This is a genomic window from Parahoeflea halophila, from assembly GCF_900220985.1.
GTDB lineage: Bacteria > Pseudomonadota > Alphaproteobacteria > Rhizobiales > Rhizobiaceae > Hoeflea > Hoeflea halophila.
Genome location: NZ_OCPC01000002.1, coordinates 181175 through 201993, shown reverse-complemented (window position 1 = coordinate 201993; position 20819 = coordinate 181175). Strand labels below are relative to the sequence as shown.

General features: G+C 61.7%; 20 protein-coding genes. 14 read left to right on the top strand and 6 right to left on the bottom strand.

Annotation, left to right across the window (positions count from 1 at the left end):
* Positions 1-6: 6 nt before the first annotated feature.
* Genes odhB through CRO46_RS08295 form a run of 4 tightly spaced genes read left to right on the top strand, consistent with a single transcriptional unit; the run spans position 7 to position 3708 of the window.
* Positions 7-1236, top strand: coding sequence for a 2-oxoglutarate dehydrogenase complex dihydrolipoyllysine-residue succinyltransferase (odhB, locus tag CRO46_RS08310; RefSeq protein ID WP_097106893.1), 1230 nt, complete (start codon positions 7-9; stop codon positions 1234-1236).
* Positions 1237-1247: 11 nt separating this feature from the next.
* On the top strand, positions 1248-1763 hold the full coding sequence (locus CRO46_RS08305) for a hypothetical protein (RefSeq protein ID WP_143438978.1): 516 nt from the start codon (positions 1248-1250) through the stop codon (positions 1761-1763).
* Positions 1764-1787: 24 nt separating this feature from the next.
* The gene (gene lpdA / locus CRO46_RS08300) at positions 1788-3206 is read left to right on the top strand and encodes a dihydrolipoyl dehydrogenase (RefSeq protein ID WP_097106890.1); all 1419 of its coding nucleotides are present in this window, start codon (positions 1788-1790) and stop codon (positions 3204-3206) included.
* Positions 3207-3240: 34 nt separating this feature from the next.
* The gene (locus CRO46_RS08295; RefSeq protein ID WP_097106888.1) at positions 3241-3708 is read left to right on the top strand and encodes a DUF2867 domain-containing protein; all 468 of its coding nucleotides are present in this window, start codon (positions 3241-3243) and stop codon (positions 3706-3708) included.
* A gap of 109 nt (positions 3709-3817) precedes the next feature.
* On the opposite strand, the gene CRO46_RS19945 is transcribed toward CRO46_RS08295, so the two are convergent.
* The 4 genes from CRO46_RS19945 to CRO46_RS08275 all read right to left on the bottom strand — a co-directional run bounded on the left by CRO46_RS19945 (position 3818) and on the right by CRO46_RS08275 (position 7514).
* Positions 3818-4147, bottom strand: coding sequence for a hypothetical protein (locus CRO46_RS19945; protein ID WP_097106887.1), 330 nt, complete (start codon positions 4145-4147; stop codon positions 3818-3820).
* 87 nt (positions 4148-4234) lie between these two features.
* Complete coding sequence (locus CRO46_RS08285; protein WP_179758994.1) at positions 4235-5323, bottom strand: TraB/GumN family protein; 1089 nt, start codon at positions 5321-5323, stop codon at positions 4235-4237.
* A 67-nt stretch (positions 5324-5390) separates the two neighbouring features.
* Positions 5391-6458 (bottom strand): alpha/beta hydrolase, encoded by a 1068-nt coding sequence (locus CRO46_RS08280; RefSeq protein WP_097107638.1) that lies wholly within the window; start codon positions 6456-6458, stop codon positions 5391-5393.
* Between the two features lie 120 nt (positions 6459-6578).
* A complete protein-coding gene (locus CRO46_RS08275; protein ID WP_097106885.1) occupies positions 6579-7514 on the bottom strand; it encodes a tyrosine recombinase XerC in 936 nt (311 codons plus the stop codon).
* 210 nt (positions 7515-7724) lie between these two features.
* Here CRO46_RS08275 and CRO46_RS08270 point away from each other — a divergent pair, with 210 nt between their 5' ends.
* A complete protein-coding gene (locus CRO46_RS08270; protein WP_097106884.1) occupies positions 7725-8633 on the top strand; it encodes a GNAT family N-acetyltransferase in 909 nt (302 codons plus the stop codon).
* Between the two features lie 130 nt (positions 8634-8763).
* Here the strand turns inward: CRO46_RS08270 and fsa are convergent, their stop codons facing one another.
* On the bottom strand, positions 8764-9417 hold the full coding sequence (gene fsa / locus CRO46_RS08265) for a fructose-6-phosphate aldolase (RefSeq protein WP_097106883.1): 654 nt from the start codon (positions 9415-9417) through the stop codon (positions 8764-8766).
* Between the two features lie 94 nt (positions 9418-9511).
* Here fsa and CRO46_RS08260 point away from each other — a divergent pair, with 94 nt between their 5' ends.
* The gene (locus CRO46_RS08260) at positions 9512-11716 is read left to right on the top strand and encodes a primosomal protein N' (RefSeq protein ID WP_097106881.1); all 2205 of its coding nucleotides are present in this window, start codon (positions 9512-9514) and stop codon (positions 11714-11716) included.
* Positions 11717-12223: 507 nt separating this feature from the next.
* Entirely contained in the window at positions 12224-13039 is an 816-nt protein-coding gene (locus CRO46_RS08255; RefSeq protein ID WP_143438976.1) for a hypothetical protein, read from the top strand.
* 138 nt (positions 13040-13177) lie between these two features.
* Here CRO46_RS08255 and CRO46_RS08250 read toward each other — a convergent pair whose 3' ends face one another.
* On the bottom strand, positions 13178-13390 hold the full coding sequence (locus tag CRO46_RS08250) for a DUF2061 domain-containing protein (protein ID WP_097106878.1): 213 nt from the start codon (positions 13388-13390) through the stop codon (positions 13178-13180).
* Between the two features lie 134 nt (positions 13391-13524).
* Here CRO46_RS08250 and CRO46_RS08245 point away from each other — a divergent pair, with 134 nt between their 5' ends.
* From CRO46_RS08245 to atpD, 7 genes are all read left to right on the top strand, one after another.
* Positions 13525-14376: a helix-turn-helix domain-containing protein gene (locus CRO46_RS08245; protein ID WP_097106877.1), complete on the top strand. Its 852-nt coding sequence runs from the start codon at positions 13525-13527 to the stop codon at positions 14374-14376.
* Positions 14377-14497: 121 nt separating this feature from the next.
* Positions 14498-15436 (top strand): DMT family transporter, encoded by a 939-nt coding sequence (locus CRO46_RS08240; RefSeq protein ID WP_244577823.1) that lies wholly within the window; start codon positions 14498-14500, stop codon positions 15434-15436.
* A 156-nt stretch (positions 15437-15592) separates the two neighbouring features.
* The gene (locus tag CRO46_RS08235) at positions 15593-15982 is read left to right on the top strand and encodes an AGROH133_08824 family phage infection protein (protein ID WP_097106875.1); all 390 of its coding nucleotides are present in this window, start codon (positions 15593-15595) and stop codon (positions 15980-15982) included.
* 250 nt (positions 15983-16232) lie between these two features.
* The gene (locus CRO46_RS08230; RefSeq protein ID WP_097106874.1) at positions 16233-16793 is read left to right on the top strand and encodes a F0F1 ATP synthase subunit delta; all 561 of its coding nucleotides are present in this window, start codon (positions 16233-16235) and stop codon (positions 16791-16793) included.
* Positions 16793-18322, top strand: a complete 1530-nt coding sequence (gene atpA / locus CRO46_RS08225; protein WP_097106873.1) for a F0F1 ATP synthase subunit alpha — start codon at positions 16793-16795, stop codon at positions 18320-18322. Before CRO46_RS08230 ends, atpA begins: the two co-directional genes overlap by 1 nt.
* Before the next feature lie 27 nt (positions 18323-18349).
* Entirely contained in the window at positions 18350-19228 is an 879-nt protein-coding gene (locus CRO46_RS08220; protein WP_097106871.1) for a F0F1 ATP synthase subunit gamma, read from the top strand.
* A 24-nt stretch (positions 19229-19252) separates the two neighbouring features.
* Positions 19253-20791: a F0F1 ATP synthase subunit beta gene (atpD, locus tag CRO46_RS08215; protein ID WP_097106869.1), complete on the top strand. Its 1539-nt coding sequence runs from the start codon at positions 19253-19255 to the stop codon at positions 20789-20791.
* Positions 20792-20819 lie beyond the last annotated feature (28 nt).

Genomic DNA, 20819 nt, shown 5'->3' with positions numbered 1-20819 from the left:
AATATCATGGCTACTGAAGTTCGCGTCCCGACCCTTGGTGAATCTGTCAGCGAAGCCACCATCGGCACCTGGCTCAAGCAGGTGGGCGACACCGTGAAGGTGGATGAACCGCTGGTGGAGCTGGAAACCGACAAGGTGTCGATCGAGGTCCCCTCTCCGGTTTCGGGCACCCTGAGCGAAATCCTCGCCAAGGACGGCGAGACGGTCGAGGTCAATGCGCTGCTGGCGCAGGTGACGGAAGGCGAGGGAGGTGCCGCGGCACCGGCCAAGGCCGAAAGCAAGCCCGAGGCAAGGAGCGAAGCGCAGGCTGCAAAGGCGGAGGCGCCCGCGGCTCCGGCGAAGAGCGGCTCGGACATGCCGGCGGCTCCGTCGGCACAGAAGCTCATGGCTGAAAACAAGATCGACGCCGCAGATGTCTCCGGCTCGGGCAAGCGCGGCCAGGTGCTCAAGGGCGACGTTCTCGACGCGATCGGCAAGGGCTCGGCGCCTGCAGCCGCACCGGCTGCCGCCCGTCCGGCCTCGTCGGCCGAGGATGCGCCGCGCGAGGAACGGGTGAAGATGACCCGTCTGCGCCAGACCATCGCCCGCCGCCTCAAGGAAGCCCAGAACACGGCCGCGATGCTGACCACCTATAACGAGGTGGACATGACGGCGGTGATGGATCTGCGCAAGAAATACAAGGACCTGTTCGAGAAGAAGCACGGCGTCAAGCTCGGTTTCATGGGCTTCTTTACCAAGGCCGTCTGCCATGCTCTGAAGGAAGTGCCGGGCGTCAATGCCGAACTGGACGGCACCGACATCATCTACAAGAACTATTGCCATGTCGGCGTCGCGGTGGGCACCGACAAGGGCCTCGTGGTTCCGGTGGTGCGCGATGCGGACCAGATGAGCATTGCCGGCATCGAGCAGGAAATCGGCCGTCTCGGCCGGGCCGCGCGGGACGGCGAACTGTCGATGGCCGACATGCAGGGCGGCACCTTCACCATTTCGAACGGTGGCGTCTACGGCTCGCTGATGTCGTCGCCGATCCTGAACTCGCCGCAGTCGGGCGTGCTCGGCATGCACAAGATCCAGGAACGGCCGATGGCCATCGGCGGCCAGGTCGTGATCCGGCCGATGATGTATCTCGCCCTTTCCTATGACCACCGGATTGTCGATGGCAAGGAAGCCGTGACCTTCCTGGTCCGGGTCAAGGAAAGCCTGGAAGATCCGGAACGTCTGGTTCTCGACCTGTAAGGAGCAAGGTGATGGCTTCGGCCCGTCTTACCCCATTGATGCTCGCGGCCATGATGCTGGCCGCAGGCAGCCACACGGCCAGTGCCGCCTGCCCGCAGGCGCTCGCGGTCTATGACGAGGCGGCATCCGGCGCCGAGATCGCGTTTTCGGGTCCGCTCGAGGATGTTGACGGAATGCAGCACCGGTTCCGCCTGAGTTTTGCCGGCAATGGTGTTACAATGGACGGCGTGGTGATGATGGCGGGAGAGCCGGACCGGCCCTGGGGCGTTATCCTGCATCAGTGCCCCGAAGGCGATGCAACGGGTGCGGAAATTGCCGCCTGCACGGTCTGGGAAGGCCCGATCTACGCGATCGGTACCGACGGCTCGGTCGACTGGCTGCCGGCGCGCGAAGCGATGCGGACAGCGGGCGACAAGTTGCTCTTGCCGGATTTCGGCGCCGCCGTGATGCGTTCGCAGGCCTGGCAGGCGCAGGACATCACAGCGGTGCCGGACGATGTCTTCCGGCTCAAAGCCTGCCAGGAATAAATTTCGGATCATAAGGATAAAACCATGAGCTACGACGTCATCATCATCGGTTCCGGACCTGGGGGCTATGTTTGCGCCATCAAGGCGGCACAGCTCGGGATGAAGGTGGCCGTGGTGGAAAAGAGCGCGACCTTCGGCGGCACGTGCCTGAATATCGGCTGCATTCCATCGAAGGCGCTGCTGCACGCGTCCGAAGTGTTCGCGCACGCCAATCACGGCATGGAGAGCCTTGGGGTCGAGGTCGGCAAGCCGAAACTCAACCTCGAAAAGATGATGGCGCACAAGGACGCGACCGTGAAGTCGAATGTCGACGGCGTCGCGTTCCTTTTCAAGAAGAACAAGATCGACAGCTTCATCGGCCACGGCAAGGTGCTCGGCGAAGGCAAGATCTCGGTGACCGACAATGACGGCAAGGAAACCGAACTGGAAGCCAAAAACATCGTCATTGCCACCGGCTCTGATGTCGCGGGCATTCCCGGCGTAAAAGTGGATATCGACGAGAAGGTGATCGTGTCCTCGACCGGTGCCATCGCGCTCGACAAGGTGCCCGAGCACATGGTCGTGGTCGGCGGCGGCGTGATCGGGCTGGAATTGGGCTCGGTATGGGCCCGGCTCGGTGCCAAGGTGACCGTTGTCGAGTATCTCGACAAGATCCTTGGTGGCATGGACGGCGAAGTTTCCAAGCAGTTCCAGCGGATTCTCTCCAAGCAGGGCATGGAATTCAAGCTCGGCGCGAAAGTGACCGGTGTCGAGAAAACCGGCAAGGACGGCAATGGCGGGGCCAAGGTCTCGTTCGAGCCGGTCAAGGGCGGTGATACCCAGACCATCGAGGCGGATATCGTGCTGATCGCCACCGGCCGCAAGCCGTTCACCGAAGGCCTTGGCCTTGAGGACGCCGGCGTGGTGCTTGACGAGAGCGGCCGGGTCCGTACCGACCATCACTACCAGACCAATGTGCCGGGTGTTTATGCCATCGGCGACGTGATCGCCGGGCCGATGCTGGCGCACAAGGCCGAGGATGAAGGCGTTGCGCTGGCCGAGATCATGGCCGGTCAGGCGGGTCACGTAAATTACGGCGTCATTCCGGGTGTGGTCTACACCCAGCCGGAAGTGGCCTCCGTTGGCAAGACCGAGGAAGAGCTGAAGGCAGACGGCGTCAAGTACAAGTCGGGCAAGTTTCCGTTCTCGGCCAATGGCCGGGCGCGGGCGATGGAGACGCCTGACGGTTTCGTCAAGGTGCTGGCCGATGCCGAGACCGACCGGGTGCTGGGCGTTCACATCATCGGCTTCGGTGCCGGCGACATGATCCATGAAGCCGCGGTGCTGATGGAATTTGGCGGATCATCGGAAGATCTGGGCCGCACCTGCCATGCGCATCCGACCATGTCGGAAGCGGTGAAGGAGGCGGCACTGGCGACCTTCTTCAAACCGATCCATATGTAAGTGCGATGTCCGATCTGGCGGGATGTGACCTTTGATGAAAGCTCGCGAGATTGCAACTAAAATGCCGCATCCGGCCTTGCCGGGTGCGGATTGGGCCGACTGCTTCGAGACGCGGGTGGCTCAGCCTCAATTGACAGCGGAGGCTGCGGCCCGGCGGGCGTTCGAGCGAATGCCGAAATGGGTCGATGGTCTGATGGCGCTGAGAAACCTGTTGGTCCGGCCATTCGGTCTTCAGGGCGATGCGGAAGTGGCAACAGCAGGCTCGCCGCGGGTTGGCATGTTTCCGTTGCTCAGCACGGAACCGGGCGAGACCGTGCTCGGCTTCGATGACCGGCATCTCGATTTCCGTATCGTGGTGCAGACCGAAGCGCTTGAGAACCAGCAGACAGCGGTTCGCATGATGACGCTGATCCGACGGCACAATATGCTTGGCCGGATGTATCTCGCAGTGATCACGCCGTTTCACAAACTGATCGTGAAAAGCACCCTGTCGCGGGTCTGAACTTCCCGAACATGCGAAACCGCCCGGTGTGGGGCCGGGCGGTTCGAGTGTTTCCGTCACTGGTGGAGGTCAGGGAGGGAGGTCTGAACAGTGGCGGAAAGGATCTGGCTTAGTCGCCGGTGGCGGGCGCCGGAGCGGTCTCGGCCGGCGCGGCGGCATCAGGGGCGATCAGCGGAGCATCGGGTGCCGGGGCCGGGCGAGACGCATCGGCGTCGGGTGCGACCTGTTCGTTGACCTGGGCCGCAGGGGCCGTGGTTTCGACCACCCGGGTCTCGTCGGCGGTCCAAAAGACAAAAGCTGCGACAGCGAGCAGGACAAACAGGACGACGGCTGCCATCACGCCGGTGTTGCCCGTCTTGACGACGGTGGTGTCGCGAACATGCTCGTAGGGACGACGACCTTCCTCGCTGGGGCGGTTATGCGGTGTATAATCGACCATTGGACATCTCCTTTCGTGTCACAGGGCAAAAACGCCCGGATCAGGAGATAGGTTCCGTCAGGATGACGCGATCCCGGTCACGCTTTGTTACCGGACTGCGGTCACCGTGTAGCCGGTATCCTGCAGCAGGGTAACAAGGCCCTCCTCGCCGGGCAGATGCAGCGCCCCAACGGCGATGAAGGCATTGCCGGCCTCAAGGATGGGGACGGCGCGTTCGGCCATGACATGGTTGCGCATGGTCACGATCCGCTCCTCGAAGGCGGCATAGCCGCTGGCATCATCCTTCAGCTGATCGGGCCCTGCAGCCAGGATAACCGGCATGATCTGCGCGATCTCGCCTTCCAGATACAGGTCGGTCATGGTGGCCATGATGTCAGGCATCAGGTCGGCCAGCCGAATGGTTTCCACAAGTCCACGGACATGGAATTCGATCGGCAGATCGGTGAGTGCGGCCAGCTGTTCGCCGAGGCTTTCAAGCCCGAGCAGTTGCTTGCCCTGATCGCGCGCGGTGTTGGCAATCTTGATGTCGAGAAATTCTATGCCTTCGGCCTTGCGGGCCATTTCGCAGGCAGGCAGGGTCACAAGGCCTGCGATCATCCAAGGCTTCATGCGCGAGACCAGCGCCAGCGGAATGCCGCGACGGTCAAGCTCGGCCTTGATGATGCCTGTTTCCTCTTCGTCGAGGAACGTGTCGAGCGTGGTGCCGTCGGTGAACATTGTCAGTTCCGGCTTTGTCATCAGTGCCGCCTGGGCCTTGGCCGGGTCAAGCACATCGATGGTTTCGATGACAACGGTTCCCGCCGTGTCAAACGCCGCCTGGGCGGCTTCCGGCATCCTGGTCACCCGGGGGTCGGTCACATGCATGGTGCCGAAGAGCCAGGACGGTTCGGTGCCGGATTTTTCGACCTTCCACAGAAGGCCGCTGCCATTGGGCACTGCGGCTGCTTCGGCCCGCGCTTGGGCCAGCCTCTGCGGATGCGAGATTTCGAGTTGTTCGACCAGGCTGGTGCCGTCACAGGCAGCGGTTTCGGAGGCGCGGGCGCCTGTTCCCCAAACCAGTCCCAGAGCCAGCAGGATCAACAACACGAATGGCAGCGACAAGGCCACGGCGAAGACCAGGCTCGGGAACTGCGCGCAGGAGGTCCTCACGCGGGACAAGACTGGCTGGTGATGCATGGCGGGCCGTTCCTTCTGGATCTGACCTGTCATCATAGCCCGTCAAGGCTGACAAACCGGTTAACCGTCAGCCAAGTTCCATCGGTGGTAAACAGCGTGTTAAGCGGCCGGTTGGCCGACTTTCGAGGCGCCTGCGTCTAGCATTACCCCCTGTCGGCAAGGCTTTGACAAAGGCAGCGATCAGACCGGCCGTGCGGTCGTCTGAGATGATGGCGAGATGGGACTTGCCGTCGAGCAGTTCATAGGTGCCGTTCGGGTTAACCTGTTGCATCGTCGGCTCATAGGCCTGAGCGTTGAAGGATTCGTCTTCTGCACCGGCAAGCAGCAGAAAGGGCGGCAGGGCAGCGATGTCGGAAAGATAGTCGCTGCGCGGCGCGTAGGCGGTGTTGAGGCGGTAACTGTAGTGTGCGGTCGCGGTTTCGCCCTGAGCGCCGTTGAGCACCTCGCCGGGGAAATTGAACTGGATCGCGGTGAGCCCGTTCAGGCCGGTGATGCCGACGGTATTGAGCATGGACAGGCCGATGATCCGCCGGGTCAATGGCCGCGCCCAGCCCCCGGAATTGGGCCGTGTCGTCGGGGCGTCGTATTTCAAGAAGGGCGCCAGCAGCACCGCGCCGTCAAGGGTCTGTCCATACTTGCCACCGGCATAGCGGATGACCAGGCCGCCGCCGCTGGAGTGGCCGCCGAGTATCAGTGGCTGGCCGGGCTTGCGCAAAGTGTCGACGAGATCGGCGATGTCATCCTCGAACTGGCCGATATAGGCAATGTCACCACGGGTTTGCGGAGACGGGCCATGCCCGCGCAGATCCGGCAGCGCGACCTCAACCCCAGCCTCCTCAGCGATGTTACGCGCCAGCCCGTCATAGGCGCCGCCGTGCCAGCCGGAGCCGTGCAGGAAGACCAAAAGCGGCGCGTCGGCCTTGCCGCTGCGGTAATGGCGGTAGCCCAGAGAGGAGCCGTCGCGGGTCTGGTAGGTTTCAAGCGGTACAGGCTTTGCGGTTGCGGATACGGCCTGGCCGGAAAAATCGATGGTCTCGCCGGCGACCGTCTCCGAAGGGCTCTGAGAGAGGATCAGACCGACGGCAATTGCGAAGTAGATCAGAACGGAAATGACCGCAAAGCGCAGGACAATCATGAAAATTTCTTGGGCGGACATGGCTCGATCGTGGCTTGCTGGATTTCGAACAAAACGGACGGGCCAAGGTTTCCGACAGAACGGCCGTGCCATGCAAGAGGCGTGCGCAAAGTTTCCGGCTCACGCCCGGGGATGGGCGCGGTCGTAAATGTCGATCAGACGGCTGGCATCGACCCCGGTATAGACCTGTGTGGTCGAGAGGCTGGCATGGCCGAGCAGTTCCTGAATGGTGCGAAGGTCTCCGCCGCCGGCCAGAAGATGGGTGGCAAAGGAGTGTCTCAGCGCATGCGGGGTGGCCGTTTCGGGGAGATCGAGTGCCGAGCGCAGACGCCGCATTTCCTTCTGCACGATGGCCGGCTGCAAGGGTCCGCCGCGGGCGCCGCGGAACATCGGCGCGTCGGGGCCGGGCGAATAGGGGCAAAGCCTGCGGTAGTCTGCAATCGCCTGCCTGGCGACGGGCAAAAGCGGGACGATCCTTGTCTTTCCGCCCTTGCCGGTGATGCGCAGGGTTTCACCATCCCGCGGCAGATCGTTGACGGTCAGCGAGAGTGCCTCGGAAATGCGCAAGCCGCAGCCGTAAAGCAGGGTCAGGACAGCAGCAGTGCGGGCGGCGATCCAGGGTTCGTTGGACAGCTGCAGATCGGCGTCGACCACCCGCCGCGCATCGCGGGCGCTCAGGGGCTTGGGCAATGACTTGGGCTGGCGCGGCGCTCTTGTGGCTGACGCCCCGGCGGCATTGGCCAGGCCCTTGCGCTCGAGATGGCGGAGAAACGAGCGGATGCCGGCAAGGCCGCGTCCGAGGGTTCGCGCACCCGCGCCGTCGCGCCGTCGTTCGGCCATGAAGGCCCGCAGGTCCAGCGGCCGCAGATCTGCGAGATCGGCAAGCCGCGGCGGCCCGCCCAGATGGGTGGTGAGAAAGCTCAGGAACTGGCGCAGATCCCGCTCATAGGCGTCGGCGGTCTTGGGCGACAATCGCCGCTCCTCCGTCAGCTGGTCGAGCCAGCGCTGCCGCTCTGCAATGACATCGGGGGCTGCGGTGACAAGGGGCTGCTGCATGGGGTCCGTTGGTTCATGCCGGGACAAATCCGGATACGCAGGTTGCTGTGCCAGTGCGACTGCGCGGCCACACTTCCGGTCAATCTGAGGGATACTATTGCATAGTGGGCTTAGCGGGGAGTAAACGAATGCGGTTGAACGATGTCACAAGGGCATCACAATCTGTTGGCATAGGTTTTTTCAGCGCTGTTTCACGGAAGGTCGGATCCATTGGCATATGTGGCTGAGATTTCAGACCGACTGCAGGTGTTGGCGCACGGCCGACCCGGGCATATCATCGACCGGCTGATTGCCGAGCGCGGTGGCCGGCTGGTCGAGCACGCGGCATGGCCTTTGATGCGGCCGTTCCTATACGCAACCTTGAAATATGGCGCGGCCGTGCGGATGGCCGACGCGATGGCGCAGATGTCGGGCCACGAGGCGATGCAGCATCTAAGCGATCTGCTGCAACTCGACATCCAGACCCGGCGGGAAGAGCGCATCCCGGAAAAAGGCGGCTTCCTGCTCGTCGCCAACCACCCGACCGGCATTGCCGACGGGGTGGCGATGTTCGATTTCCTCAACCGCCGCCGCTCCGACATGATGGTGTTTGCCAACCGCGATGCGGTGCGGGTCAATCCGCGCTTCAACGAAGTCATCATTCCGGTGGAATGGCGCGATGAATTCAAAAGCCGCGACAAGACCCGGGAGACGCTGCAGCTGACCAACCGCGCGGTACAGGAAGGCAAGGCCACGGTGCTGTTCCCCTCCGGCCGGATCGCGTTCTGGCACGAGGGCAAGCTGACCGAACGGCCGTGGAAGGCAACTGCGGTGACGCTGGCCAAACGGCACGAGTTGCCGGTGATTCCGGTCAATATCTCGGCACGCAATTCCGGGCTGTTTTACTGGCTGTCAAAGCATTCGACCGAACTCAGGGACATGACCGTGTTCCACGAGCTACTGAACAAGAAGCACCACACGTTCCGCTTTACAGTCGGTGAGCCGATCATGCCCGATGCGCTGGATGGCGATCCGGCGGAAGCGGTGCGGGCGCTCGAGTACCACACCGTGCACGGTCTCGCCAAAGACCCGGACCGGGCCTTCGAGCCTGCGCCCGCAGGATGGACGCAGGCGGCCTGAAGCCCGTCCGCACGAGGACCTTTTCCATTGAAGTTCGGCAACCCGGTCAATGAACCCGGTTGTGTGCCGGTTCTCGCAAGAACGGCCCGGAATGCCCGGGCCGTTTGCAATTGCCGGGATGTTGCTCGCCTCAGGCGATGGTCTGGCCGGTCTTCTTCCAGTCGGCGAGGAAGGCATCCAGGCCCTTGTCGGTCAGCGGGTGCTTGACCAGAGACTTGATGGTGGATGCCGGAATGGTTGCGACATCGGCGCCGATCAGGGCTGCTTCCTTGACATGGTTGACGGTGCGGATCGAGGCCGCGAGAATCTCCGTCTCGAAGCCGTAATTGTCGTAAATCTGGCGGATTTCGCGGATCAGGTCCATCCCGTCGATGCCCATGTCGTCGAGCCGGCCGATAAAGGGCGAGATGAAGGTCGCGCCTGCCTTGGCGGCAAGCAGCGCCTGGTTGGCGGAAAAGCACAGCGTGACGTTGGTCTTGTGGCCGTCGGAGGTCAGCGCCCGGCAGGCCTTGAGACCATCGAGCGTCAGCGGCAGCTTGATGCAGATGTTGTCGGCGATCTTGGCCAGGACGGCGGCTTCCTTCATCATCGCGTCATAATCGGTGGCGGCAACTTCGGCGGAGACCGGGCCATCGACGATACCGCAGATTTCCTTGGTCACTTCGCGGATGTCACGGCCGGATTTCATGATCAGCGACGGGTTGGTGGTGACGCCATCGATCAGGCCGAGATCGTTGAGTTCCCGGATCTCGTTGACGTCCGCGGTGTCGACAAAGAATTTCATTTCAGACTCCCAAGCTGCGTAAGCCGGAGTGTTCCGGCGCCAATCTGTAATTCCGGGTTTCCTTTAGCCCAAAGCGGGGGCAAGGTCACGCCACATGGCCAAAGATTCGCGACAAATTGAAGGCGGGCTGTTTCCCCGCAAGGTGGTTCCCGTGCTCATTCCGATGCCGGCGGAGCGCGCCTATTCCTATGCGCTGCCCGAAGGCGTGGATGCCGGGCCGGGGCAGATCGTGCAGGTGCCGCTGGGGCCGCGACTGGTCTCGGGCATTGTCTGGGACGGCGAGGCGGATGTGATCAACCCGGACAAGCTGCGCGAAATCACCCAGGTGTTCGACTGCCCGCCGATCGTCGAGCCGATGCGGCGTTTCATCGACTGGGTCTCGGCCTATACGCTGTCGCCGCCCGGGCTGGTGGCGCGGATGGCCTTGCGCGCACCGGCAGCGTTTGACCCGGAGCCGATGATCGAGGCGCTGCGGCTGACCGACGTCCGGCCGGAACGGCTGACGGCGGCGCGTGAGCGGGTGCTCGAACATGCCGGCAACGGGCTGGCCTGGAGCAAGAGCGGACTGGCGCATGCTGCAGGCGTGACACCGAGCGTGATCGACGGTCTCGCCAAGCAGGGGGTGTTCGAACCGGTGAAGCTGCCGCCGCCGCCGGTGGTGGCGGCCCCCGATCCGGATTTCAGCCCGCCGGCGCTGCAGGCCGGGCAGAGGGAAGCGGCGGAAGCGCTGCGGGAGACGGTGGCGAAAGCCGGGTTCAGCGCAACGCTGCTGGATGGCGTCACCGGTTCGGGCAAGACCGAGGTCTATTTCGAGGCGATTGCGGAGGCCGTCCAGGCCGGGCGGCAGGTGCTGATCCTGCTGCCGGAAATCTCGCTGACGGCCCAGTTTCTCGACCGGTTTCACGCCCGCTTCGGAACACGGCCGGCGGAGTGGCACTCGGAGCTGGCGCCGCGCATGCGCGAAAAGGTCTGGCGCCAGACGGCGGAGGGCCAGGTCAAGGTGGTGGCCGGCGCGCGCTCGGCACTGTTCCTGCCCTTTGCCGATCTCGGCCTGATCATCGTCGACGAGGAGCACGACCCGGCCTACAAGCAGGAAGACCGGGTGTTCTACAATGCCCGCGACATGGCGGTGGTGCGTGCAAGACTGGCGAATATCCCGGTGGTGCTGGCCTCGGCGACGCCTTCGATCGAGTCCCGGGTCAATGCGGCGCAGGGGCGCTACCAGCATCTGCTGCTCGAGAGCCGCTATGCCGAGGCCGAACTGCCGGACCTGAAGCTGGTGGATCTGAGGCGGCACGCGCCGGCGCGGGGCGGGTTCCTGTCGCCGGTGCTTCTCAAGGCGATCGAAGAAACGCTTGCGCGCAAGGAGCAGTCGCTCTTGTTCCTGAACCGGCGGGGCTATGCGCCGCTGACGCTCTGCCGGGTCTGCGGCCATCGCTTCGAATGTCCGCAATGCTCCAGCTGGCTGGTCGAGCACCGGTTCCGCGAGCAGCTGCAATGCCACCATTGCGGCCATACCGAACGGACACCGAATGCCTGCCCCTCCTGCGGCACGCTGGATCACCTGGCGGCCTGCGGCCCGGGGATCGAAAGGATTGCCGAAGAAGCCGACCGGCATTTCCCCGATGCGCGGGTCATCGTGCTGTCATCCGACATGATGGGCGGCACAAAGCGGCTCAGGATCGAGCTCGAAGCCATTGCAAAAGGCGAGGCGGATATCGTCATCGGCACGCAGCTGGTGGCCAAGGGGCACAATTTTCCGCTGATGACGCTGGTCGGTGTCGTCGATGCCGATCTCGGGCTGTCAAACGGCGATCCGCGGGCCGCCGAACGGACCTATCAGCTGCTCTCGCAGGTGACCGGCCGGGCCGGGCGCACCGGGCGCAAGAGCCACGGGTTGATCCAGACCTACCAGCCGCAGCATCCAGTGATGCAGGCGCTGGCTTCGGGCGATCCGCAGGCGTTTTACGAGCGCGAGACCGACGAACGCAACCGCGCCGCGCTGCCGCCCTTCGGACGGCTGGCCTCGGTGATCATCTCGGCGGCAACAAGGCCCGAAGCCGAAACCCATGCACGGGGCCTGCGCGCCGCAGCTCCGGTCATGCCCGGCATCATGGTGCTCGGCCCGGCGGAAGCGCCGCTGGCCCTGATCCGCGGCCGCCATCGCTTTCGCCTGCTGGTGCACGGCGAGCGCGGCCGTGACATGCAGGGTTTTATCCGCCAGATGCTGAGCCGGGGCCCGAAACTGCGCGGCTCGGTGCAGGTACAGGTGGACATTGATCCGCAGAGCTTCTTGTAAGCGGCAGGTGGCTGTGAAGCTCGGATGATTCTCCTCGGATCTACTGATGGACCGCGAACCGGAGAGATGCTGAGTGGAACTGTGTAAAGTCCGACGGTTATCACCCATTGGGACTTCGGGCAAAGAAACGCAATTTTTCCCGGGGCAGGATGGCTCTTACGTGCCGATTTAATCCTGTATCGCTACAGAGCGACCACTCGGAATAGCCCATTCCAGAGGTAACTACTCTGAATTTAAGAAACAAGGTAACGTTCAATTCGATTGTAAAAAATAAGTATCCTTACAGGATCAATGGGATAAATGTCTGATATATATAAGTTTTTCAAAGCATGTTTTTCTAGAGAATTGATATGTAGAATGGCTGTTTACGTATAAAAGCAACACAGAAATCTGCGCACTATTGAATAATGGTTCATTTTAGAACAGAATTATATTTCATTAAAACATGGTGAATTGAATTGATAATAAAAATGCAACTTGCGTTTGCATAATTCTGGGGAGGGTGGCGTGAAAAGTCTAGTCTTGAAGGTGCCGGATGTCGTCAAGCTGCAGGTTTCTCAAGTGATAAAACTGCAGCAAAAGAACACGACGTCAAATCCGATGACGATCGATATTGTGGAGAGTGATGAAACAAAATTCAATTCATCTGAATCGATCGAGAATATTCGCGAGGCAACAAAAAGCCACAAGTTCAGCTCGTCGGTGAATGCTTCGGGTACAATTTTCGGAATAAAATCATCGTCCAGCGCCGGCTATGAATTTGAAGAACTGGTCAAGACCTATTACCGGGCTTCCGGAAAGGTCGAAAAATTTCAGACCAAAACATCAGAAACCAAATTCAGCGTGACCCTGAGTCCCGGCGACGAAATTACTATCTATACCAATACGCTTTCCGGCGGTGGCTACGAGCACGTATGGGACACGACAGAGAAATTGACGGATGCAACGCAAACCATCGTCTCGATCACCGTGGGTTATGACCTCACGCATATTTTTGACGAGCTGATGATGAAGGTGATCGATCTGAATCCGGGTATCCATGTCGATTCAGGCGAATGGAGTGCCTACTCGCAAGTCTGCCAAAAAGGCAAGATCGGGGGCATCGAGACCTATATATCAGAAGCTTTGAAGGTCTTGTGGACGACAGGTCTCGACCAGAGCAGCTGGGCCGATGTGAAGGCGGCGGCGCGGTCTGCGCAAAAAATGGATGGCGATGACGCGCTCCAGACCATTCTGCTGGGGTTCTTCAATATCAAGTCTCCTTCCCATAATGCGGGACAATGGAACGACCTGATGGACATTGGCCGGAAGTACCTAGCCTGAAACCCGTTGGTTTGCGCTTCAAGAGTTTGCCACTAAAGACCTCCTGATATTCCAGGCGTATAAGACAGTTTTGACGGTAGATGTCTGCGGAATGACCGCGACATACACGGCGGCTGCAAGAGATGAGAATCCGCACGCTCACGCATGCCGTTCAACGACCCCCCATCTCACTCTTGCCCAGATCCGTTCATGCACGAAAAAGAACGCCAGGCCGCTTGCCGCCGTCGACAGGGCAAAACTCAGCGCCGTCACCATGTTGCCGGTGTGGAACCAGGCCAGGGCGCCGGTGACGGCCAGGCCGAGTGCCTGCCAGGTGATGGCTTTGGCGATGGTTCTCAGTTTCGATTCCATGGTCTGCGGCGACTCCCTGTGCTGATTTGGACAGGGGTGTTCTAGGTGTTTCGGTGGGGCGCGGAAATTTGGTATCTTCGCAGCAGAAACTCATGTTTGTTGTGAAATATCACCAAGTGTGAAAATATTCAGCGATGCACAAGAATGACCGGGCAGAGCTGTTTCGCGTCCGGCTGGCCGCACGGCTGGCGCTTGCCGGCATAAGCCGCAGTGCGCTGGCGCGGAAAGCGGGGGTGGACAGGTCGACGATTGCGCAATTGCTCGCGCCGGATGAGGTGCGGCTGCCGAACGCGCATCTGGCTGCGGAGTGTGCCGCGGCGCTCGGGGTGAGTGCGGACTGGCTGCTCGGCCTGTCGGACCGGCCGGAGCCGGCGGCGGAAGTGCTCTCGGCAAATTTCCGCATGGCAACGGCGCAGCGGACGCCCGCCGACGAGCAGATCATTGCCTGGCACCAAGAGGCGGCGGGGCACAAGATCCGCCACGTACCGGCGACCTTGCCGGATATCCTGAAGACCGAAGCCGTGCTCGAGTGGGAATATGCCGCCTTTCTCGACAAGACCCCGGAGCAGGCGCGCGGCGCGATGCGCGAAACGGTCGAATGGCTGCACGCACCGGGCTCGGATTACGAGATCTGCGTCCCGATCGACAAGGTCCGCGCGCTGGCCCGTGGCGAGGGCTACTGGCAGGGGCTCGATCGCGCGGCCCGTGCCGAACAGGTCGACTTCATGGCCGAGCGCTGTGCCCGGCTCTACCCCTCGCTAAGGCTCTATCTCTATGATGCGAAGAAGGTGTTTTCGGCGCCGGTGTCGATCTTCGGGCGGCTCCTGGCGGCGGTCTATGTCGGGCAGTTCTACCTGGTCTACCGCGACAGCCGCCAGGTCTCGGCACTGACCGAGCATTTCGACACGCTGGTGCGCGAATCGGAGGTCGAGGCGCGCAATGCGGGGCGGGCGATCCGCGAGATGTTCGACGGGGACGGGTCGTGATGCTGCCCACCCCGATCTTCCGGCAGGCGTGGCAGGTTTTGACACGAGCGGAGATGCGGTGCATGTCTTGAGGGTCGCGGATGCGCCGGTTCCGGCGCCCTACTCTTTGGAAAGCCTCAGCTTGGACCACATCCCCAATCACCGCCCGGCGCGGCACGATGTTGACCGTGAGGCCATGCCGCCTGCGGCGATGATCATCGCGCTGTGTACTTTCATGTGTTTCGCGGTGCTCGACACCGGGGCCAAATACCTGGTCACCGCCGGTTATGCGGCAATCTTCGTGGTCTGGTGCCGGTTCCTGAGCCATGCGGTGATTTCCTTCGTCGCGTTCCAGGGCTGGCGGCGGGCCGACATGTACCGGATGAACAGCGCGCCGCTGCAGATCCTGCGCGGGTTGCTGCTGCCGGCCACCACGCTGTTCAACTTCCTCGCGCTGCGCGAATTGCAGTTGGCGCAGACCATCAGCATCTTCCTAAGCGTGCCGATGCTGGTGACGGCAATGGCCGGGCCGCTGTTGGGTGAATGGGCCGGGCCACGGCGCTGGGCGGCCATCATGGTCGGTTTCGTCGGCGTGCTGATCGTGGTGCGGCCGGGAACCGATGTGTTCTCGCTGTCGATCGTGTGGTCGATCCTGGCGACGCTCACCTATTCGCTCTACTCGATCCTGACCCGCCACCTGGCGATGGTGGAAAGCCAGTCCAGCCTGGTGTTCTATTCCTGCATCTTTGCCGCCATCCTGATGGCACCGCCGGCGCTGATCTATGGCCAGATGCCCGGCTCGGTGTTCGATTTCGCATTGCTGGCAAGTCTCGGCGTGCTCGGCATGGGCGGTCACGCGCTGCTGGTCAAGGCCAGCCGGCTGGCCAGCGCGTCGAAGGTGGCGCCGTTTGTCTACAGCCAGCTGTTGTGGATGACGGCGCTCGGCTACATCGTGTTTGGCGACGTGCCGGATGGCTGGACCATGCTGGGGGCGGCGATCATCTGCCTGAGCGGCATCTACATCATGAACCGGGAACGGCTGATCGCGCGCCGGGACGGACAGAAGACCGGTTCGAGCTGACACCGTCCGGGGCTTTGGCGCGTGCGCGCTTAATGCTATGCCTGCATGGAGGATTACGGATCCCGACCGATGTGGCGGTTTGGCGATGTGGCGGATGCCCCGGGGCGATAAATCACGGTGTCGCGCCATAGGCGGATCAGAAATGGAGATACCGGGATGATTGAGTTTTACTGGCCGACAAGTCAGGGCGAGTGGCTGGCCTGGTCGGCCGCACTGGTGACGATCCTGTTTGGCCTGATGCTGCTGTTCGCGCCGCGGATCTCGCTAAAGATCCTCAGGCTGCAGACGGCACCGGACCATCCCGAGGCGGTGTCGGAAGCACGCGCTACCATGGCCGGGTTCTACCTCGGGATCGGAATCTGCGCGATGCTGTTTGCCCAGCCGCTGATCTATCTGGCGCTGGGCTCCGGGTGGGCCTTTACGGCATTTGGGCGAATCATCTCGATGCTCTCGGACAGGGGTGTGACAGGTTTCAATCTGGTCTCGGTGGTGATGGAGGTGCTGCTGGCGGCGGGGCCGCTGCTCTACGCGCTGGGCTGGATTTGACGATTCCGGCTGCGATTTGAAGCTGGCCAACACCGGCAGAGCCGGTTTCTCATCCTAAAGCAGGTGCGGAATGGCACTCCCGGCGTGTTGCGAGTCCCGGCGCTCTATGCTAGACGGACCGCGCATTTCGGGAAAAACAAACTTTCGAGCTTGGACGACCTGAAATTTACCGTAACAAATTCAGAGACTTGCCTTTCCGGCTTTCGGTCATGCGCAGGGGTCTGAATGGCAATGAGAGACAATCCCGCCCGTGGCAGATAACTCCCATCAAATTTCCGGTGTCGCTGAACGGTATGCTTCGTCGCTTTATGAGCTGGCGGCGGAAACCAAGTCGGTCGATGCTGTCGCCAAGGATCTGAACCAGTTTCAGGCAATGATCGACGGTAGCCCTGATCTGCAGCGCCTTGTTACCAGCCCGGTATTTTCGGCTGAAGACCAATCGCGCGCGATTATGGCGCTGATCGACAAGGCCGGCATTTCCGGCCTGGTCGGCAACTTCCTCAAGGTCGTCGCCAGCAACCGCCGGGTGTTTGCCGTGCCCGCGATTGTCCAGTCCTACAATGAGACCGTTGCGCGGGAGCGCGGCGAAGTCACTGCCGACGTCAAGACAGCGCATGCGCTGTCGGCCGCGCAGGAAAAGGAACTCAAGGCTGCGCTGTCGGGCGTAACCGGGAAAACCGTGACGCTCAACGTCACAGTCGATGCGTCGCTGCTGGGCGGGCTGATCGTCAAGATCGGATCGCGCCAGGTCGACACATCACTTCGCACTAAACTTTCCACCCTTAAGCATGCACTGAAAGAGGTTGGCTGATGGATATCCGCGCCGCGGAAATTTCCGCAATTCTCAAGGACCAAATCAAGAATTTCGGCAAGGAAGCCGAAGTTTCCGAAGTTGGTCAGGTTCTGTCCGTCGGTGACGGTATCGCCCGCGTTTACGGCCTCGACAATGTTCAGGCCGGTGAAATGGTCGAATTCCCCGGTGGAATTCGCGGCATGGCGCTCAACCTTGAAGCCGACAATGTCGGCGTCGTGATTTTCGGTTCCGACCGGGACATCAAGGAAGGCGACATCGTCAAGCGGACCGGCGCCATCGTGGACGTGCCGGTTGGTCCGGAGCTGCTTGGCCGCGTCGTCGACGCGCTCGGCAATCCGATCGACGGCAAGGGCCCGATCAAGTCCAAGACCCGCGCCCGCGTGGACGTCAAGGCTCCGGGCATCATGCCGCGCAAGTCGGTGCACGAGCCGATGGCGACCGGCCTGAAGGCGATCGACGCGCTCATCCCGGTTGGCCGCGGCCAGCGCGAGCTGATCATTGGCGACCGCCAGACCGGCAAGACCGCGATCATTCTCGACACCTTCCTCAACCAGAAGCCGATCCACGAGAGCGGCGCAGAGGCCGAAAAGCTGTTCTGCGTGTATGTCGCGGTTGGCCAGAAGCGTTCGACGGTTGCCCAGTTCGTCAAGATCCTTGAAGATCGCGGCGCCATGAAGTACTCGATCGTTATCGCCGCTACGGCGTCCGATCCGGCTCCGATGCAGTTCCTTGCGCCTTTCGCCGGCTGTGCAATGGGCGAATATTTCCGCGACAACGGCAAACATGCCCTGATCGCCTATGACGATCTGTCCAAGCAGGCCGTTGCCTATCGCCAGATGTCGCTCCTGCTGCGTCGTCCTCCGGGCCGTGAAGCTTACCCGGGCGACGTGTTCTATCTTCACTCGCGCCTGCTCGAGCGCGCTGCGAAGCTCAACGAAGACAATGGTTCCGGCTCGCTGACCGCCCTGCCGGTGATCGAAACCCAGGCCAACGACGTGTCGGCCTATATTCCGACCAACGTGATTTCGATCACCGACGGCCAGATCTTCCTTGAAACCGATCTGTTCTTCCAGGGTATCCGCCCTGCTGTGAACGTCGGCCTGTCGGTGTCCCGCGTGGGATCGTCGGCCCAGATCAAGGCGATGAAGCAGGTTGCCGGCTCGATCAAGGGCGAACTCGCGCAATACCGTGAAATGGCGGCCTTCGCGCAGTTCGGTTCCGACCTCGATGCAGCGACGCAGCGGCTTCTCAACCGTGGTGCGCGCCTGACCGAGCTGCTCAAGCAGCCCCAGTTCTCGCCGCTCAAGACGGAAGAGCAGGTTGCGGTGATCTTTGCCGGCGTGAACGGTTATCTCGACAAGATCGCGGTTCGCGAAGTGGGCAAGTTCGAGCAGGGTCTGCTCGCCTACATGCGCAGCGAAGGCAAGGACGTGCTGGAGACCATCCGCAAGGAGAAGGCCATCAGCGACGACACCAAGTCACAGTTGAAGTCGGCACTCGACACTTACGCCAAAACCTTTGCCTGACGGCAACAGACCGAGGACGGATAACGGATGCCTTCACTCAAGGATCTGAAAAACCGGATCGCCTCCGTCAAGGCGACGCAGAAGATCACCAAGGCGATGCAGATGGTCGCCGCGGCGAAGCTTCGGCGCGCGCAGGAGGCGGCCGAGGCCGCACGACCGTATTCGCAGCGGATGGCAGCGGTGATGTCGAACATCGCCGAAGCCGTCGGCGATGGTGATGATGCACCGAAGCTGATGACCGGTACCGGCAAGGACGATACGCATCTGCTGGTGGTCTGCACGGCCGAGCGCGGCATGTGCGGCGGCTTCAACAGCCAGATTGCACGCCATGCGCGTGTTCACGTGCGCAAGCTTCTGGCTGACGGCAAGTCAGTCAAGATCCTGTGCGTGGGCAAGAAGGGCTATGACATTCTGCGCCGCGAATACGCATCGCTCATCATCGAGCGTATCGATTTCCGGGACGTCAAGCAGATGAGCTTCGCGCAGGCCGAACTGGTTGCCGAAAAGGTTATGGGTCTGTTTGATCAGGGCGGCTTCGATGTCTGCACTCTGTTCTATTCGGAGTTCAAATCGGTCATCAGCCAGGTTCCGACGGCGCAGCAGCTGATCCCGGCGACAACCGGTGCGGCTGATGCAGACGCAAGCACTTCGGCAATCTACGACTACGAGCCGAGTGCGGAGGAAATCCTCGAGGATCTGGCGCCGCGTTCGATCAAGGTACAGATCTTCAGAGCGCTGCTTGAGAATGTTGCAGGTGAGATGGGCGCGAAAATGTCCGCAATGGACAACGCCACCCGCAATGCTGGCGAGATGATCGACAAGTTGTCGATGAGCTACAACCGCCAGCGGCAGGCACAGATCACCAAGGAACTCATTGAAATCATTTCGGGCGCGGAAGCGCTCTAAGGTACACGGAAGAGGGTAAGATACATGGCTAAGGCAGCTACCCCGGCAACCAAGACCGCAGCGGCAAAGAAAACCGCAGCGGCCAAGAAGCCCGCAGCAGCAGCGACGAAGGCGAGCGCAGACAAGAGCGCAGAAGCCAAGTCAGGCGCAATCGGCCGCGTGACGCAGGTCATCGGCGCAGTTGTGGACGTGACGTTCGATGAAGGCGCTCTGCCGACCATCCTGAACGCGCTCGAAACAGACAACATGGGCAACCGCCTGGTGTTGGAAGTGGCGCAGCACGTGGGCGAAAACACAGTTCGCACCATCGCCATGGACTCGACCGAAGGTCTCGTCCGCGGCCAGCAAGTGGTCGATACTGGTGGTTCGATTTCTGTGCCGGTCGGTGACGAGACACTTGGCCGCATCATGAACGTGATCGGCGAACCGATCGATGACGCCGGTCCCATCAAGTCAGCAGTTCGCCGCGGCATCCATCAGGATGCTCCAGAATTCAGTGAACAGTCTACAGAAGCCGAAATTCTGGTCACCGGCATCAAGGTCGTAGACCTGCTGGCTCCTTACGCACGTGGCGGCAAGATCGGCCTGTTCGGCGGCGCCGGTGTGGGCAAGACCGTTCTCATTCAGGAACTGATCAACAACATCGCGAAAGCCCATGGTGGTTACTCGGTGTTTGCCGGTGTGGGCGAGCGGACCCGCGAAGGCAACGACCTTTACCACGAGATGGTCGAGTCCGGTGTGAACAAGGAAGGCGGCGGTGAGGGTTCCAAAGCCGCGCTCGTCTTCGGCCAGATGAACGAGCCTCCGGGCGCGCGTGCCCGAGTTGCTTTGACCGGGCTGACGATTGCGGAGCATTTCCGTGACCAGGGCCAGGACGTGCTGTTCTTCGTCGACAACATCTTCCGCTTCACCCAGGCCGGTTCGGAAATGTCGGCGCTTCTGGGTCGTATTCCTTCGGCTGTGGGCTATCAGCCTACGCTCAGCACCGACATGGGTGCGATGCAGGAGCGCATCACCACCACCAACAAGGGTTCTATCACCTCGGTGCAGGCCGTTTACGTGCCGGCCGACGACCTGACCGACCCGGCACCGGCTTCGACCTTTGCCCACCTTGACGCGACGACGGTGTTGAACCGCTCGATCGCCGAAAAGGGCATCTACCCGGCCGTTGACCCGCTCGACTCCAACTCCCGCATGCTCGACCCGATGATCATCGGCGAAGAGCACTACGAAGTTGCCCGTGGCGTGCAGGAGATCCTGCAGCGCTACAAGTCGCTCCAGGACATCATCGCCATTCTCGGCATGGACGAGCTGTCGGAAGAGGACAAGGTCACCGTGGCCCGTGCCCGCAAGGTCGAGCGCTTCCTGTCGCAGCCATTCTTCGTGGCTGAAGTGTTCACCGGTTCGCCAGGCAAGCTGGTTGATCTGGCTGACACCATCAAGGGCTTCAAGGGCCTGGTGAACGGCGATTACGACCATCTTCCGGAGCCGGCCTTCTACATGGTCGGAACCATCGAAGAGGCCGTCGAAAAGGCACAGCGCCTGGCTGCTGAAGTCGCCTAATCATGTAACTGCCCGCGCAAACCGGTCT

What these genes read in the sequence shown, in the direction of transcription:
- odhB (WP_097106893.1), top strand. Translation starts at nt 7, where the DNA reads ATGGCTACTGAAGTTCGCGTCCCGACCCTTGGTGAATCTGTCAGCGAA.
- CRO46_RS08305 (WP_143438978.1), top strand. Translation starts at nt 1,248, where the DNA reads ATGGCTTCGGCCCGTCTTACCCCATTGATGCTCGCGGCCATGATGCTG.
- lpdA (WP_097106890.1), top strand. Translation starts at nt 1,788, where the DNA reads ATGAGCTACGACGTCATCATCATCGGTTCCGGACCTGGGGGCTATGTT.
- CRO46_RS08295 (WP_097106888.1), top strand. Translation starts at nt 3,241, where the DNA reads ATGAAAGCTCGCGAGATTGCAACTAAAATGCCGCATCCGGCCTTGCCG.
- CRO46_RS19945 (WP_097106887.1), bottom strand. Translation starts at nt 4,147, where the DNA reads ATGGTCGATTATACACCGCATAACCGCCCCAGCGAGGAAGGTCGTCGT.
- CRO46_RS08285 (WP_179758994.1), bottom strand. Translation starts at nt 5,323, where the DNA reads ATGCATCACCAGCCAGTCTTGTCCCGCGTGAGGACCTCCTGCGCGCAG.
- CRO46_RS08280 (WP_097107638.1), bottom strand. Translation starts at nt 6,458, where the DNA reads ATGATTGTCCTGCGCTTTGCGGTCATTTCCGTTCTGATCTACTTCGCA.
- CRO46_RS08275 (WP_097106885.1), bottom strand. Translation starts at nt 7,514, where the DNA reads ATGCAGCAGCCCCTTGTCACCGCAGCCCCCGATGTCATTGCAGAGCGG.
- fsa (WP_097106883.1), bottom strand. Translation starts at nt 9,417, where the DNA reads ATGAAATTCTTTGTCGACACCGCGGACGTCAACGAGATCCGGGAACTC.
- CRO46_RS08260 (WP_097106881.1), top strand. Translation starts at nt 9,512, where the DNA reads ATGGCCAAAGATTCGCGACAAATTGAAGGCGGGCTGTTTCCCCGCAAG.
- CRO46_RS08250 (WP_097106878.1), bottom strand. Translation starts at nt 13,390, where the DNA reads ATGGAATCGAAACTGAGAACCATCGCCAAAGCCATCACCTGGCAGGCA.
- CRO46_RS08245 (WP_097106877.1), top strand. Translation starts at nt 13,525, where the DNA reads ATGCACAAGAATGACCGGGCAGAGCTGTTTCGCGTCCGGCTGGCCGCA.
- CRO46_RS08235 (WP_097106875.1), top strand. Translation starts at nt 15,593, where the DNA reads ATGATTGAGTTTTACTGGCCGACAAGTCAGGGCGAGTGGCTGGCCTGG.
- atpA (WP_097106873.1), top strand. Translation starts at nt 16,793, where the DNA reads ATGGATATCCGCGCCGCGGAAATTTCCGCAATTCTCAAGGACCAAATC.
- CRO46_RS08220 (WP_097106871.1), top strand. Translation starts at nt 18,350, where the DNA reads ATGCCTTCACTCAAGGATCTGAAAAACCGGATCGCCTCCGTCAAGGCG.
- atpD (WP_097106869.1), top strand. Translation starts at nt 19,253, where the DNA reads ATGGCTAAGGCAGCTACCCCGGCAACCAAGACCGCAGCGGCAAAGAAA.